The 14,638-nt window shown below is 69.5% G+C and carries 13 protein-coding genes; 7 read left to right on the forward strand and 6 right to left on the reverse strand.

Annotated features, from left to right (window positions below; translation table 11 throughout):
* Positions 1 to 67 precede the first annotated feature (67 nt).
* Positions 68 to 616 carry a DUF2889 domain-containing protein gene (locus ASF45_RS29490; protein WP_056672140.1) on the reverse strand — a complete coding sequence of 183 codons (549 nt, stop codon included), beginning with the start codon at positions 614 to 616 and terminating at the stop codon, positions 68 to 70.
* A gap of 108 nt (positions 617 to 724) precedes the next feature.
* Here ASF45_RS29490 and ASF45_RS29495 point away from each other — a divergent pair, with 108 nt between their 5' ends.
* Together ASF45_RS29495 and ASF45_RS29500 are read left to right on the forward strand one after the other, a co-directional pair.
* On the forward strand, positions 725 to 1,501 hold the full coding sequence (locus ASF45_RS29495) for an SDR family NAD(P)-dependent oxidoreductase (RefSeq protein WP_056672141.1): 777 nt from the start codon (positions 725 to 727) through the stop codon (positions 1,499 to 1,501).
* An 80-nt stretch (positions 1,502 to 1,581) separates the two neighbouring features.
* Entirely contained in the window at positions 1,582 to 1,857 is a 276-nt protein-coding gene (locus tag ASF45_RS29500) for a hypothetical protein (RefSeq protein WP_056672144.1), read from the forward strand.
* A gap of 3 nt (positions 1,858 to 1,860) precedes the next feature.
* On the opposite strand, the gene ASF45_RS29505 is transcribed toward ASF45_RS29500, so the two are convergent.
* The 4 genes from ASF45_RS29505 to metK are packed head-to-tail and all read right to left on the reverse strand — an operon-like array spanning position 1,861 to position 7,520.
* A complete protein-coding gene (locus tag ASF45_RS29505) occupies positions 1,861 to 4,365 on the reverse strand; it encodes an ABC transporter permease (RefSeq protein ID WP_056672148.1) in 2,505 nt (834 codons plus the stop codon).
* The gene (locus tag ASF45_RS29510) at positions 4,355 to 5,041 is read right to left on the reverse strand and encodes an ABC transporter ATP-binding protein (RefSeq protein WP_056672151.1); all 687 of its coding nucleotides are present in this window, start codon (positions 5,039 to 5,041) and stop codon (positions 4,355 to 4,357) included. The genes ASF45_RS29505 and ASF45_RS29510 overlap by 11 nt, the downstream gene beginning before the upstream one ends.
* Positions 5,042 to 5,093: 52 nt before the next feature.
* A complete protein-coding gene (locus tag ASF45_RS29515; RefSeq protein ID WP_056672153.1) occupies positions 5,094 to 6,326 on the reverse strand; it encodes a multidrug effflux MFS transporter in 1,233 nt (410 codons plus the stop codon).
* A gap of 12 nt (positions 6,327 to 6,338) precedes the next feature.
* Positions 6,339 to 7,520 (reverse strand): methionine adenosyltransferase, encoded by a 1,182-nt coding sequence (metK, locus tag ASF45_RS29520; protein ID WP_056672156.1) that lies wholly within the window; start codon positions 7,518 to 7,520, stop codon positions 6,339 to 6,341.
* Between the two features lie 195 nt (positions 7,521 to 7,715).
* Between metK and ASF45_RS29525 the strand changes: the two genes are divergently transcribed.
* The gene (locus ASF45_RS29525) at positions 7,716 to 8,579 is read left to right on the forward strand and encodes a lipid A biosynthesis acyltransferase (protein ID WP_056672159.1); all 864 of its coding nucleotides are present in this window, start codon (positions 7,716 to 7,718) and stop codon (positions 8,577 to 8,579) included.
* On the opposite strand, the gene yihA is transcribed toward ASF45_RS29525, so the two are convergent.
* Positions 8,573 to 9,259 carry a ribosome biogenesis GTP-binding protein YihA/YsxC gene (gene yihA / locus ASF45_RS29530; RefSeq protein ID WP_056672161.1) on the reverse strand — a complete coding sequence of 229 codons (687 nt, stop codon included), beginning with the start codon at positions 9,257 to 9,259 and terminating at the stop codon, positions 8,573 to 8,575. The two genes, ASF45_RS29525 and yihA, sit on opposite strands and share 7 nt — an antisense overlap.
* 71 nt (positions 9,260 to 9,330) lie before the next feature.
* On the opposite strand from yihA, the gene ASF45_RS29535 reads away from it, so the two are divergent.
* The 4 genes from ASF45_RS29535 to msrP all read left to right on the forward strand — a co-directional run bounded on the left by ASF45_RS29535 (position 9,331) and on the right by msrP (position 14,638).
* Positions 9,331 to 9,972, forward strand: coding sequence for a cytochrome c (locus ASF45_RS29535; protein ID WP_056672164.1), 642 nt, complete (start codon positions 9,331 to 9,333; stop codon positions 9,970 to 9,972).
* A 124-nt stretch (positions 9,973 to 10,096) separates the two neighbouring features.
* Positions 10,097 to 12,223, forward strand: a complete 2,127-nt coding sequence (locus tag ASF45_RS29540; protein WP_056672171.1) for a cytochrome c biogenesis protein ResB — start codon at positions 10,097 to 10,099, stop codon at positions 12,221 to 12,223.
* Positions 12,224 to 12,227: 4 nt separating this feature from the next.
* Positions 12,228 to 13,574 carry a c-type cytochrome biogenesis protein CcsB gene (gene ccsB / locus ASF45_RS29545; RefSeq protein WP_056672175.1) on the forward strand — a complete coding sequence of 449 codons (1,347 nt, stop codon included), beginning with the start codon at positions 12,228 to 12,230 and terminating at the stop codon, positions 13,572 to 13,574.
* A 68-nt stretch (positions 13,575 to 13,642) separates the two neighbouring features.
* On the forward strand, positions 13,643 to 14,638 hold the full coding sequence (gene msrP, locus ASF45_RS29550; protein ID WP_056672178.1) for a protein-methionine-sulfoxide reductase catalytic subunit MsrP: 996 nt from the start codon (positions 13,643 to 13,645) through the stop codon (positions 14,636 to 14,638).

Raw genomic sequence — 14,638 nt, forward strand, 5'->3', positions numbered from 1 at the left:
GCCCGTCTGCTGGCGAGAATGTGCGGTATTTCTGTGTTGGCGCCATTGCGGCGCCCGATCCGGCGGCTCAGTTCAGCCGATCGGGGCTGCGGTGCAGGTGCGGCCACAGCCGCGCCACGACCTCGCGCTCGGCCGCGTAGGCGTAGCAGCTGTCGACCTTGGCCTGGCGCTGGGCCTCGCTGCCGGGCCGGTTGATCTGCGCCAGCCTGGCCGGGGCGAGGCCCTGGAAGGCCGTGGTGGCCATCGGCCCCAGCAGCTCCACGATGTGCGTGCACGAGGCCGCGCCGCCCAGCAGTTCGCGCACCTGGCGGTTCCAGCCCTTGCGCATGGACAGGCCCTTGAGCGGCGCCAGCGTGGCCGTGGCGCCGGGGCAGATGCTGAAGGGTGTGGCGTCCATGGAGGCGAAGGCGTCGTGCACCAGCATGTCTTCGTCGACGACCAGATGCACGGCGATGTCGTGGATCGGCGTGCCGGGCGGCGTGTCGGCCTCGGCCAGCTGGCGCCGAAAGGGCTGGCGCTTGGTGTCGACGAGCCGGCCGACGACCTCGTACAGGCCGCTGGCGAGCCGGTAGAAGCGCAGGTCGATCTGGCGGTGGTGCAGTTCTTCGCGGTCCATGGCCGGCGATTGTGCGCGGGGGCGGGGCGCGCCGCGTCACCTTGGTGTCTTCGGATGGGGCCGGCGCTTGCTATACACGCCACCACACCAGACCACCAGGAGACAGACATGTACCAACCCTTCAACCTCAGCGGGCGCAGCGCGCTCATCACCGGCGGCAACGGCGGCATCGGCCTGGGCATGGCGCGCGCGCTGCTCGCCTCCGGCGCGAAGGTGTCGATCTGGGGTTCCAACCCCGATAAGACCGCCAGCGCGTGCGATGCGCTGGCCCGCGAATGCGGCGACGCGGCGCGCGTGCACAACGCGGTCTGCGACGTGGGCGACGAGGCGGCCGTCGAGCAGGCCTTCGCCGACACCGTGGCCGCGCTCGGCCCCATCCATGCATGCTTCGCCAATGCCGGCGTGTCGAGCAAGGGCACGGTGCTGACCGAGATGTCGCTGGAGGAATTCCGTCGCGTCCAGCGCATCAACGTCGAGGGCGTGTTCCTGACCTTGCGCGCCGCCGCCCGCCACATGGCCGCGCACGGCGAGGGCGGCTCGCTGGTGGCCACGGCCAGCACGGCGGCGGTGGAGGGCGCGGCGCGCAACAGCCACTACGGCGCGTCCAAGGGCGCAGTCACGGCCATGGTGCGCGCGCTGGCCGTGGAGCTGGCGCGCCACAAGATCCGCGTCAACGCCATCCTGCCGGGCTGGATCGAGACCGAGATGACCCAGCGCTCGTTCGCCAACGAGAAGTTCGCGGGGGCCGTGATGCCGCGCGTGCCGGCACGGCGCTGGGGCTCGATCGACGACTTCGGCGGGATCGCGGTCTATCTGGCCAGCGACGCTGCGGCCTACACCACGGGCGAGCAATTCGTCATCGACGGCGGCTACACCAAGTTCTGAACCGGCAGCCGCGCAGGCCGCCGGCCTACAGCGGCGGCGCGGGTGGTTTCCATACTGGCAGGAACCGGGAAGGAACTGCCATGCAACAGACACCGTTGCGCCATCTGGCGCTGTCCGTCGACGAGCCCGAGCCGGGGCTGTACCACTGGATGATTCTCGAAAGCGAGGACGCCATGAAGACCTGGTTCGTCGTGGAGGCCTCCGACGACGCCTACGACACCTTCAGCGAGGCCTGGGAAGACGGCGCCTCCACGCTGCGGGGCATGGGCGACGGCCAGTACGGCCCGCGTGCCGAGGCGGCGGAGGATGAGAGCGCCGACCCGGTGCTGGAGACCGGGCCCGGCGTGGACGACTGAGCTTCAGCCGCCCGAGCGCAGCAGCCGGGCCGGCGACAGCCGGAGTTGCGCGAGCAGCCACTGCGCTCCCATGGACAGGCTGAGCCCACTGATGCCCAGCGCAGCCACGGCACCGGTCCAGTACAGGCCGCTGGCGTCCAGTTCCAGGCGCCAATGCAGCAGCGCGAGCGCGAGGGCGCTGCCGGCCGCGGTGGCGAAGACCGATGTGACGCCGGCCAGCAGTGCGTACTCCCAGCGCAGCGCCAGACGCAGGCTGCTCAGGCGCGCGCCCAGCACGTGCAGCACGCTCGCTTCATAGACCTGCCGGGCGCGGCTGGCTGCGACCACGCTGGCCAGCACCAGCAGGCTCGCGGCCAGGCAGATGCCCGCGATCACCGCCAGCGCGGCGCTGGCGCGGCCCAACAGCAAACGGCTTTCGGACAGCAAGGCATCGGTGCGCACGCTGACGATGTTGGGGGCCACTGCGGCCAGCCGGTCCTGCGCAGCGATGGCCTGCTGCGGGTTGAGCCAGGCCGCGCCCACATGGCGCGTGATGAACGGGTCGAGCACGCCGTCGCTGAAGATGCCTTCCAGCCACAGCCGCGCCTGCAGCCGGCGCTGGCTGTAGATGGCGGACAGCAGGGCCTCGACGGACTGGCCCTGGATGTCGAAGCGCAGGCGGTCGCCAACCTTCAGGCCGAGCTGGTCGGCCTCGCGGTCCTCCATGGCCACGAGCGGCGGCCCTTGATAGTCGGCGGCCCACAGTGCGCCGCGCTCGACCACCACATCGTCCAGGTTGCCGGCGCGCGTGGACAGCTTGTGCTCGGTGCGCGCCTCCCGCAGGCGGCGCGCGTCGCCGCTGTCGCGCAGCGCGTCGCCGTTCACGGCCGCCAGGCGGCCCAGCACCAGGGGCGCGGTCTGCAGCCGCTGCACCGGGCCGAGTTGCTCGCGCAGCAACGGCAACTGCTCTGTCTGCACGTCGTGCAGCACCAGGCCCGGGGCTTCGCGCGGCACGGTCTCGGCGATGGTGCGCAAGAGCGTGGAGACGACCAGCGTGCAGGCCACCAGCAGCGTCAGTGCCGTGCCCAGCGAGAGCAGGGCAGGGCGCAGCGCCGAGCCGGGCCGCTGCAGCCCGGCCAGCGCCAGGCGCAGTGCAAAGCCGGGTTGCCAGCGCGAGGCCAGCAGCTGGCGTGCGAGCGCGCGCAGGATGCGCTGCACGCCTTCCAGCAGCACCAGCAGCGCCGCGACGACGGCCAGGAAGGCCCAGCCGATGCGCGCATCGGGCAGGCTGCCGACCAGCAGCGCGGCGATGGCCAGGCCGCAGGCGGCGCTCGCGGCCCAGGCCCAGGCGGGCGTGCGCAGCGCGGCCGGGTCCAGGCCGCGGAACAGTGCGGCCGGGGTGACTGCCAGCGCGCGGCCCAGGGCCGGCAGCGCAAAGGCCAGCGCGGTCAGCACACCGAAGCCCATGGCCAGCGCGGCCGGGCCGGCCATGGCGGCCAACTGCGGCCCGAGCTGCTGCACCAGCGGCAGGCTGCGCGCCGCGAGTGCCGCGCCGGCCAGTGCCAGCGCGCCGCCGGCCAGCACGCCGAGCGCGCTGGCGGCCACGGCCAGCATCAGCACCTGCAACAGCACCAGGGCCACGAGCCGCGCATCGCGCAGGCCCAGCGCACGCAAGGTGGCCAGCGTGGCGAGCTTGCCCTGCAGATAGGCCTGCACGCTGTTGAACACGCCCAGGCCGCCGATGAACAGCGCCGACAGGCCGATCAGCATGAACGCCGAACCGACCTGCTCGAGCACCTCAGCCACGCGCTCGCTGCGCTGCTGGAAGCTGCGCACCTCGGCGGTGGACTGCGGGAAGGCGGCGACGAAGTTGTCGCGCCAGGCCGCGGGTGGCGTGGCGGTGCGCACGCGGTAGTGGTATTGCACGCGGCTCGCTGGCTGCACCAGGCCGGTGGCCTGCAGCGCGCTTTCGGCCAGCAGCACGGGCGCGCCGTTCCAGTCGGCGCGCAGGCTGCGGTCGGGCTGGCGTGCGATCACGGCGCGCACCTGCAGCGTGAGATCGCCCAGCTGCACTGCGCTGCCCGGTACCAGGCCCAGGCGCCGGGCCAGCACACCGTCCACGGCCAGGCCCCAGAGGCCGTCGCGCTGCGCCAGGGCATCGCTCAGCGGCTGCTCCGGTGACAGCGTGACCTGGCCGTACAGCGGGTAGCGCGCATCGGCGCTCTGCAGCGCCACCAGTTGGGTGCGGCCGTCCGGCACGCGCAGCATGCTGCGCAGCGCGATCACGCGCGAGACCTCGCCGCGCGCCTGCACCCAGTCGAGTTCGGCCGGCGGCAGCGGGTCGGACTGGCGCACTTCCAGGTCGCCTCCGAACAGCGCGCGCGCATCCTCCTGCAGCGCGCCGGCCACTTGGCGGTACAGGCCGCCGCTGGCGGCGACGAGGGCCACGCCCAGCGCCAGGCAGGCGCAGAACACCCAGAGCTGGCGGCCGCTCGCGCGCAGGTCGCGCCAGGCCAGGCTAAGCAGCATGGGTGTCCTCGTGCCGTTCTTCAAACAGTTGGCCTTCGTGCAGGCGCAGCACGCGCTGGCATTGCGCGGCGAAGTCCATGTCGTGCGTGACCAGCACCAGCGTGGTGCCGGCCTCCTGGTTCAGCTCGAACAGCAGTTCGCGCACGCGCGCACCGGTCTGGTCGTCCAGGTTGCCGGTGGGCTCGTCGGCCAGCAGCAGGCGCGGGCCGTGCACGAGCGCGCGCGCGATCGCCACGCGCTGCTGCTCGCCGCCCGAGAGCTGGCCCGGATAGTGGTGCTGGCGCGCGGCCAGGCCCACGCGGCGCAGGAAGTCGCGCGCCTTCGCCTGGGCATCGCGCCGGCCGGCCAGTTGCAGCGGCAGGGCCACGTTGCCCAGCGCCGTGAGGCTCGCAAGCAGGTGGAAGGACTGGAACACGATGCCGATGCGCTCGCGCCGCAGATCGGCCAGCGCGTCGCGGTCCATGGCGTCGAGCGCTTGGCCGTCCAGCAGCACGCGGCCGGCCTGCGGGCGCTCCAGCCCGGCCAGCAAGAGCAGCAGCGAGGTCTTGCCCGAGCCCGAAGGCCCGGCGATGGCCACGCTCTGGCCCGCGGGGATGGTGAGGGTGACATCGCGCAGCACATCCACGCGTTGCTCGCCCAGCAGGTAGTGCAAGGCCAGGTGCTGAAGTTCGATCATGGCCGGGTGGGAGCCCGGCGCGCGCGGTTCGGTTCCGCCGATGCGGGAGGCTTTACGCGGTGTTCGCGTGCCGGCCGACCTCAGGCCAGCGGTGGTGCAGAACCACCCAGGCCGCCAGGCCCACGCCCATCATGAGCAGCGAGGCCAGCGCCAGCAGCGCCGTGGAATGCATGACCAGCGGCGCAATCACGCCGGCCACCACGCCGTTGGCCGTGGAGCCGACCACGGCCTGTAGCGAGGAGGCCATGCCACGCCGCGTGGGGTACAGGTCCAGCACCAGCAGCGTGACCACGGGCACCATCAGCGCCCAGCCGAAGGCGAACACCGCGATCGGCGGCAGCGCCCAGAGCGGGTGGGCCGTCCACAGCAGGTTGGCGGCCAGGTTCAGCACCGCCACCACCGTCATGATCAGGAAGCCATGGCGGATCTGCCGCTTGGGTGCGATGCGCCCGGCCAGCCGGCCGCTGGCCCAGGCGCCGCCCATGATGCCGGCGATGGTGAGGATGAAGAACCAGAAGAACTGCGTGGGCGCCAGGCCCATCAGCGTGCCCAGGAACTCGGGTGCCGACAGCACGTACAGGAACATGCCGTTGAACGGCACGCCGCTGGCGAAGGCCAGCAGCACGAAGCGCGGATCGCTCAGCAGCTGGCGGTAGCCGCGCAGCAGGTCCGGCACATGAAAGGGCTGGCGCTGGTCGGGCCGCAGCGTCTCGGGCAGCAGCCGCCAGTTGCTGACCCAGAGCAGCGCGCCGACTGCGGTCAGGAACCAGAACACGCTGTGCCAGCCCAGGTGCACGAACAGCCAGCCGCCCACGATGGGTGCGATGGCCGGTGCCACGCCGAAGTAGATGGTCACCTGGCTCATGACCTTCTGCGCCTCGGCTGGCGGGTAGACGTCGCGGATCACCGCGCGCGAGACCACGATGCCGGCGCCGGTGGACAGGCCTTGCAGCGCGCGGAAGAAGACCAGCTGGCCGATGTTCTGCGACAGCGCGCAACCGGCCGAGGCGATGGTGAACACCGCGATGCCCCACAGCACCACGGGCCGGCGGCCGAAACTGTCCGACAGCGCGCCGTGGAACAGGTTCATGAAGGCGAAGCCGAACAGGTAGGCCGACAGCGTCTGCTGCATCTCCACCGGCGTCGCGCCCAGCGAGCGGGCGATGCCCGAGAAGGCCGGGATGTAGGTGTCGATCGCGAACGGGCCCAGCATGCCCAGCATCGCGAGCAGCACGGCAAGGGCCCAGCGCGGGCCGCGCCACAGGGGCGTGGCCTCTAAGCGCATGGGTGGCTCCGCTTACAGGCCGGCTGCGGCGCGCAGCACGGCAGCCTTGTCGGTCTGTTCCCAGGTGAACTCGGGCTCTTCGCGGCCGAAGTGGCCGTAGGCGGCGGTCTTCTGGTAGATCGGGCGCAGCAGGTCCAGCATCTGGATGATGCCCTTGGGGCGCAGGTCGAAATGCTCCTGCACCAGTGCGGCGATCTGCTCGTCGGAGATCACGCCCGTGCCTTCGGTGTAGACCGTCACGTTCATGGGGCGGGCCACGCCGATGGCGTAGGCCACCTGGATCTGGCACTGGCGCGCCAGGCCCGCCGCCACGATGTTCTTGGCCACGTAGCGTGCGGCGTAGGCGGCCGAGCGGTCGACCTTGGACGGGTCCTTGCCCGAGAACGCGCCGCCACCGTGCGGGCAGGCGCCGCCGTAGGTGTCGACGATGATCTTGCGGCCCGTGAGGCCGCAATCGCCCTGCGGACCGCCGATGACGAAGCGGCCGGTCGGGTTGATCAGGTACTTGGTGTCCTGCAGCCATTCCTTGGGCAGCACCGGTTTGATGATCTCCTCGATGATGGCCTCGGTGAAGCTGGCCTTCATATTGGTCGGGGTCTCGCTCTGGTCGGGGTGGTGCTGGGTGGACAGCACCACGGTGTCGATCGAGTGCGGCTTGCCGTCCACGTAGCGCATCGTGACCTGGCTCTTGGCGTCCGGACGCAGGAACGGCAGGCGGCCGTCCTTGCGCAGCTGGGCCTGGCGCTCCACGAGGCGGTGCGCGTAGTAGATCGGCGCGGGCATCAGCTCGGGCGTCTCGTCGCAGGCGTAGCCGAACATCAGGCCCTGGTCGCCGGCGCCGATGTTCAGGTGGTCGTCGCTGGCATGGTCCACGCCCTGGGCGATGTCGTTGGACTGCTTGTCATAGCAGACCATGACCGCGCAGCCCTTGTAGTCGATGCCGTAGTCGGTGTTGTCGTAGCCGATGCGCTTGATGGTGTCGCGCGCGACCTGGATGTAGTCCACGTGCGCGTTGGTCGTGATCTCGCCGGCCAGCACCACCAGGCCGGTGTTGGTCAGCGTCTCGGCTGCCACGCGCGAGCGCGGGTCCTGCTCGAAGATCGCGTCCAGGATGGCGTCGGAGATCTGGTCGGCCACCTTGTCCGGATGGCCTTCGGACACGGATTCCGACGTGAAGAGGAAATCGTTCGCCATTTGAATAAACTCCTTCGCTTTGCGATAAAAGGCGGTTGCGTTGCGCGTTGCCTCTGGCGGGGAGCTCGTGGCGAACGCTTTAGCAGTTGTGTTTAACGTCGCCCTGCAAGTAGTTCAATAACTCAGCGACGGCGGCGATTCTAGCGTTCCGATGACCAAGATGTGTTGCTGCCGCCCTGTCGGCCCGCTGGCGAAATGAGCGGCTTTGCGATTGCCCTGCTGCGCCTGCTCGCGCCCCTGCCCCTGTCCTGGGTGCGGGCGCTGGGTGCGCTGCTGGGCCGGCTCCTGTACGCGCTGGTCGGCAGCCGCCGGCGCATCGCGCTGACCAACCTGGCGCTGTGCTTCCCGCGGATGCCGGCGCCCGAGCGCGAGGCATTGGCGCGACGCCATTTCGTGGTGTTCGTGCAGGCCTGGCTGGACCGCGCCTGGCTCTGGCACGCCCGGCCGGAAGTGGTGCGGGAACGCCTGCACATGACAGGTGCGCTGCACGAGCTGGACGGCACCGCGCCCACGCTGCTGTTCGCGCCGCACTTCGTCGGCCTGGATGCGGGGGCGACGGCGCTGTCGCAGCAGATTCCGCGGCAGTTCGCCACCATCTTCACCGCGCAGTCCAACCAGACCGTCGACATCTGGGTGGCGCGCGGGCGCCAGCGCTTCGGCAATGCCAAGCTCTACAACCGGGCCGACGGCATCAAGCCCGTGGTCGCGGCATTGCGGGCCGGTGAGCCGGTGTACCTGCTGCCCGACATGGACTTCGGTGCGCGCGACTCGGTGTTCGTGCCCTTCTACGGCGTGCCGACCGCCACCGTGCCCTCGCTGGCCCGCTTCGCGCGGCTCGGCCGCGCACGCGTGGTGCCGGTGGTCACACGGCTGACGCCCACGGGCTACGAGGTGCAGATCCTGCCGGGCTGGGATGGTTTCCCGGGCCCCGACGCCGTGGCGGACACGGCCCTCATGAACGAGCGGCTGCAGGGCTACATCGACACCATGCCCGAACAGTACTTCTGGGTCCACAAGCGCTTCAAGACCCGCCCGCCCGGGGCGCCCTCGGTTTACTGAGCAGCAGCGGGGGCAGCGGCCTCGGGGTGGGCCCAGCGCCACAGCAGCTGGCTGGCCTGGTCGATGCCCTGGCGCTTGAGCGCCGAGAACAGCATGGCCTCGCCACCGCCCGCGTTGAGCTTGGCGATGGCCAGGGCCTTGCTGGCCTCCATGCGCGTGAGCTTGTCGGCCTTGGTCAGGAGCAGCAGGAACTTCAGGCCCTCTTCGACGCGCGGACGCACCACTTCGAGCAGCACCTCGTCGAGCTCGGTCAGACCCAGACGCGGGTCGCACAACAGCACGATGCCCTTCAGGTTCTCGCGCGTGACGAGGTAGTTGGCCATCACCTGCTGCCAGCGGATCTTGTCGGCCTTGGGCACGGCCGCATAGCCGTAGCCGGGCAGGTCGGCCAGCACGGCGTCGGTCACGCCCTGCTTGCCGAGTGCGAACAAATTGATGTGCTGGGTGCGCCCGGGCTTCTTGGACGCGAAGGCCAGCTGCTTTTGCTGCGTGAGCGTGTTGATGCAGGTGGACTTGCCGGCGTTGGAGCGGCCGACGAAGGCGATCTCAGGCAGGTCCAGCGCGGGCAGGAACTCCAGCTTGGGGGCCGTGGTCAGGAAGCGGGCGGTGTGGAGCCAACCCGATGCGACGGCAGCGGCGGAGGGGGCCGGTGCGGCGGCGGCGGGAGCGGGAGCTGTCATGTAGGTGCAGGGATGGCGTGGGGGCGCATTGTAGAATCGCCCGGTTTTGCGTACATAAAACCACCCTCGATATGAAGTTGCTTGCCACCATGGTTCTGGCTGCAGTGTTCGCAGCGCCTTCGTTCTCCAGCCATGCCGCCGACGCGGCGCCGGCCGCCGCGCCCAAGGCTGCGAAGCCCGACCTGGTCAAGGGCGAGCAGGGCTACACGGCGGTGTGCGCGGCCTGCCATGGTGCCGACGGCAACTCGGCCATCGCAGCCAATCCCAAGCTGGCGCACCAGCATCCGGAGTACCTGGTCAAGCAGCTGCAGGAGTTCAAGGATGGCAAGCGCAACGACCCCGTCATGAAGGGCTTCGCCTCGGCGCTGAGCGACGAGGAGATGCGCAACATCGCCTACTGGCTGACCTCGCAAAAGCCCAAGGCCGGCTTCGCCAAGGACAAGGAGCTCGTGCAACTGGGCGAGCGCATCTTCCGCGGCGGCATTCCGGACCGCCAGGTCGCGGCCTGCGCCGGCTGTCACAGCCCCAACGGCGCGGGCATCCCCTCGCAGTACCCGCGCCTGTCGGGCCAGCACGCCGACTACACCACCACGCAGCTGGTCGCTTTCCGCGACGGCAAGCGCAAGAACAACGCCCAGATGACGGGTGTGGCGGCCAAGATGAACGACCGCGAGATCCGCGCCGTGGCCGACTACATCGCCGGTCTGCGCTGATCCCGCACTGCATGCGCCCGCACGCGGGCGGAACCAAATGCCCGGTTCCCACCCCAAGGAACGGGTGCCATGGCGGGCCGGCTGGTACAGCGGCCCGTTTTGTTTTTGACCGGGCCCTTGCACGATGACCACCACCACCCACGGCCTGCGCGTTCGCAGCGGCTCGCAAGCCTGGCGGGCCGCCGTGGAACTGCTGTCGTCGATGCGCTTCGCGATCGCGCTGCTGACCATCATCTGCGTCGCATCCATCATCGGCACGGTGCTCAAGCAGCATGAGCCGGCCAACAACTACGTCAACCAGTTCGGCCCGTTCTGGGCGCTGCTGTTCGAGAAATTCAGTCTCAACGCGGTCTACAGCGCCTGGTGGTTCCTGCTGATCCTGGCCTTCCTGGTCATCAGCACCACGCTGTGCATCGCGCGCAGCACGCCCAAGATCTTTGCGGACCTCAAGGTCTACAAGGAGAACATTCGCGCGCAGAGCCTGAACGCCTTCCACCACAAGGCCAGCGCCGTGGTCGCCGGCCAGCCCGAAGCCGCGGCGGCGCGCGTGGGCCAGGCCCTGGCCAGGGCCGGCTGGAAGGTCAAGCTGCAGCGCCGCGAGACACCGGCCGGCGAGGGCTGGATGGTGGCGGCCAAGGCCGGGGCGGCTAACAAGTTCGGCTACATCGCGGCGCACAGCGCCATCGTGCTGGTCTGCATCGGCGGCCTGCTGGACGGCGACCTGGTGGTGCGCGCCCAGACCTGGTTCAACGGCAAGAGCGTCTACAAGGGCGGGGGCATGATCGCCGACGTGGCGCCCGAGCACCGGCTGTCCATGCGCAACCCGACCTTCCGCGGCAACCTGATGGTGGCCGAAGGGACGCAGTCCAGCACGGCCATCCTGGCGCAGTCCGACGGCGTGCTGCTGCAGGACCTGCCGTTCGCGGTGGAGCTCAAGAAGTTCATCGTCGAGTACTACTCGACCGGCATGCCCAAGCTGTTCGCCAGCGAGATCGTGGTCCACGACCGCGAGACCGGCGCCCAGACGCCGGCGCGCGTGGAGGTCAACCATCCGTTCAGCTACAAGGGCGTGGAGATCTACCAGTCCAGCTTCGACGACGGCGGCTCCAGCGTGCAGCTCAAGGCCGTGCCGCTGGTGCCGGGCGGCAAGCCCTTCGAGGTCGAGGGCGTGATCGGGAGCAGCACGGAGCTGAACCGTGGCGACGAGAAGATGACGCTGGAGTACCAGGCCCTGCGCGTGATCAACGTCGAGAACCTGACGGGCCAGACCGGCAGCGCTGTGGACGTGCGCAAGGTCGACCTGCGTGGCGCCATCGACGCACGCCTGGGCGCGGGCAACAAGACCGTGACGCACCGCGAGCTGCGCAACGTCGGCCCCAGCATCACCTACCGGCTGCGCGACGCGGCCGGCCAGGCCCGCGAGTACCACAACTACATGCTGCCCGTGGATACCGGCGACGGCGTGCCGGCCTTCCTGCTGGGTGTGCGCGAGACGCCGGCCGAGGCCTTCCGCTACCTGCGCGTGCCGGCCGACGAGGCCAGCAGCATGGACACCTTCCTGCGGCTGCGCGCCGACCTCATGGACCCGGCGCTGCGTGCCGCGGCCGTGCGGCGCTACGCCGCGCGCGCGGTCGACCCGCAGCGGCCCGAGCTGGCCGAGCAGCTGGCGGCCTCGGCCGCCAAGGCGCTGGCCCTGTTCGCAGGCGAGGGCCAGGGCGCCTGGGCCACGCCGCGCGGCGGCCTGCAGGCGATTGCCGATTTCATGGAGACCAATGTGCCCGAGGCCGAACGCGGCCGTGCCGGCGAGGTGCTGGTGCGCATCCTGAACGGCGCGCTGTTCGAACTCGTGCAGATGGGCCAGGAGCGCGTGGGCGCCAAGCCGCTGGAAGGCAGCGAGAAGACCCAGGCGTTCATGACGCAGGCCGTGCTCTCGCTGAGCGATGCGGCGCTGTACCCAGCGCCCATGGTGTTCCAACTGGTCAATTTCAACCAGGTGCAGGCCAGCGTGTTCCAGGTGGCGCGCGCCCCCGGACGCAACATCGTCTACCTCGGATGCCTGCTGCTGATCCTGGGGATTTTCGCGATGCTGTATGTTCGCGAACGCCGCCTGTGGGTCTGGATGGCGCCGAACGGCGAGGCCACCCAGGCCACCATGGCTTTGTCGTCCAACCGCAAGACGCTGGACGTGGACCGCGAATTCGACCTGCTCAAAAGCCGGCTGATCGGCGCCGGGACCGGCGCCAAGGAGTGAGACGATGAACACCATCACGCGCAGCCCCAGCGAGACGCTGGTGCTCCACGAGGGCTTCCTGGCCCGCCGCAACGGATTCGACTGGCTGTTCGCCGTGCTGGTGCTGGCCGGCGGCATCTTCGCGTTTTCGCGCTACCACGCGGCCATGGACATCTACGAGAAGTGGATCCTGGCGGGCGCCATGCCCAGCCTGATCTGGCTGGGCTGGTTCTGGCGTCCGCTGCGCATGCTGATGCTGGTGGTCGCCGGCCTGGCGCTCTTGGCCATCGCCTCCTACCAGGTCGACGGCCGCGGCGACCTGGCCCGCGCCGACCAGGTGTTCTGGCTCAAGTACTTCCTGTCCAGCCAGTCGGCCATCCTGTGGATGAGCATGCTGTTCTTCATCAGCACGGTGTTCTACTGGGGCGGCATGCTCACCCGCAACCCGGCCGCGGCGCTGGAGTTGCTGGGCTCGCGCATCGCCTGGGCGGCGGTCACGATGGCCCTGGTCGGCACCATGGTGCGCTGGTACGAGAGCCACCAGCTCGGCCCGGACATCGGCCACATCCCGGTCAGCAACCTGTACGAGGTCTTCGTGCTGTTCTGCTGGCTGACGGCGGCCTTCTACCTCTACTTCGAAGACCAGTACCGCACCCGCGCACTCGGCGCCTTCGTGATGCTGGTCATCAGCGCGGCCGTGGGCTTTTTGCTCTGGTACACGGTGGTGCGCGAGGCGCACGAGATCCAGCCGCTGGTGCCGGCCCTCAAGAGCTGGTGGATGAAGCTGCACGTGCCGGCCAACTTCGTTGGCTACGGCACCTTCGCGCTGGCGGCCATGGTGGCCTTCGCCTACCTGATCAAGCAGCAGGCCGGCGAGACCCGCTGGTGGCGCCTGGCGCCGCTGTGGGCGCTGGGCGTGGTGCTGTGCTTCGAGCCCATCGTGTTCCGCCAGGGCGGCGTGGACGGTGGCAGCAGCTACTGGGCGATCTATTTCGGCGTCTCGGCGCTGATCGTCGCGGCCATCCTGTTCGGCCGCAGGCGCATCGCCGAGCGGCTGCCCGCGCTCGAAGTGCTCGACGACGTGATGTACAAGGCCATCGCGGTCGGCTTTGCCTTCTTCACCATCGCCACCGTGCTGGGCGCGCTGTGGGCGGCCGAGGCCTGGGGCGGCTACTGGAGCTGGGACCCCAAGGAGACCTGGGCACTGATCGTCTGGCTCAACTACGCGGCCTGGCTGCACATGCGGCTCATGAAGGGCCTGCGCGGCACCGTGTCGGCCTGGTGGGCGCTGGTGGGGCTGGCGATCACGACCTTCGCCTTCCTGGGGGTCAACATGTTCCTGTCGGGTTTGCACAGCTACGGAACGCTGTGACGCTGTTGCGTCTCTGACGGCATCCAGCGCGGCGTTTTCTGCGTATGACTTCTCCGAAAGGGTGCACGATGCTGATCAAGACGAATGCCGACGGATTTCTCCACCCGCATGCCAGCGAGATCACGCCGCACGGCGCCTACCAGAGCCGGCGCGAACTGATGCGCTGGATGGCCGGTGGCGCTGCCGGCGTGGCATTGGCGGGCTGGGCCCAGCGTGACGCGCTGGCCCAGGCGGCGCGGCCGGGCAAGCTGGCGGCGCTGCCGGGCGCCAAGTCCGCTGTGGCCGGCGCCGTGACCATGGAGAAGCTGACCTCCTACGCGGACGCCAGCACCTACAACAACTTCTACGAGTTCGGCACCGACAAGGCCGATCCGGCGCGCAACGCCCACACGCTCAAGACCGATCCCTGGAGCGTGGAGATCGAGGGTCTGGTCAAGAAGCCCGGCAAGTATGCGCTCGAAGACCTGCTCAAGCTTTCCGCCCAGGAAGAACGCATCTACCGCATGCGCTGCGTGGAGGGCTGGTCCATGGTCATCCCCTGGGTCGGCTATTCGTTGTCGGCGCTGATCCAGAAGGTGGAACCGCAGCCCGGTGCCAAGTACGTCGAGTTCCTGACGCTGGCCGATCCCAAGACCATGCCGTTCGTGGGCTCGCGCGTGCTGAGCTGGCCCTACGCCGAAGGGCTGCGCATGGACGAGGCCATGCACCCGCTGACCTTGTTGACGTTCGGCATGTACGGCGAGGTGCTGCCCAAGCAGAACGGCGCGCCGGTGCGCCTGGTCGTGCCCTGGAAGTACGGCTTCAAGAACGCCAAGAGCATCGTCAAGATCCGCTTCGTCGACAAGGAGCCCGCGACGGCCTGGAACAAGGCCGCCGCCAACGAGTACGGCTTCTATTCCAACGTGAACCCCAACGTGGACCATCCGCGCTGGAGCCAGGCCACGGAGCGCCGCATCGGCGAGGACGGACTGTTCGCCAAGAAGCGCAAGACGCTGCTGTTCAACGGCTACGAGGCCCAGGTCGGGCAGCTGTATGCCGGCATGGACCTCAAGAAGAACTATTGA

This window comes from Pseudorhodoferax sp. Leaf265 (genome assembly GCF_001422365.1).
Lineage (GTDB): Bacteria > Pseudomonadota > Gammaproteobacteria > Burkholderiales > Burkholderiaceae_C > Pseudorhodoferax.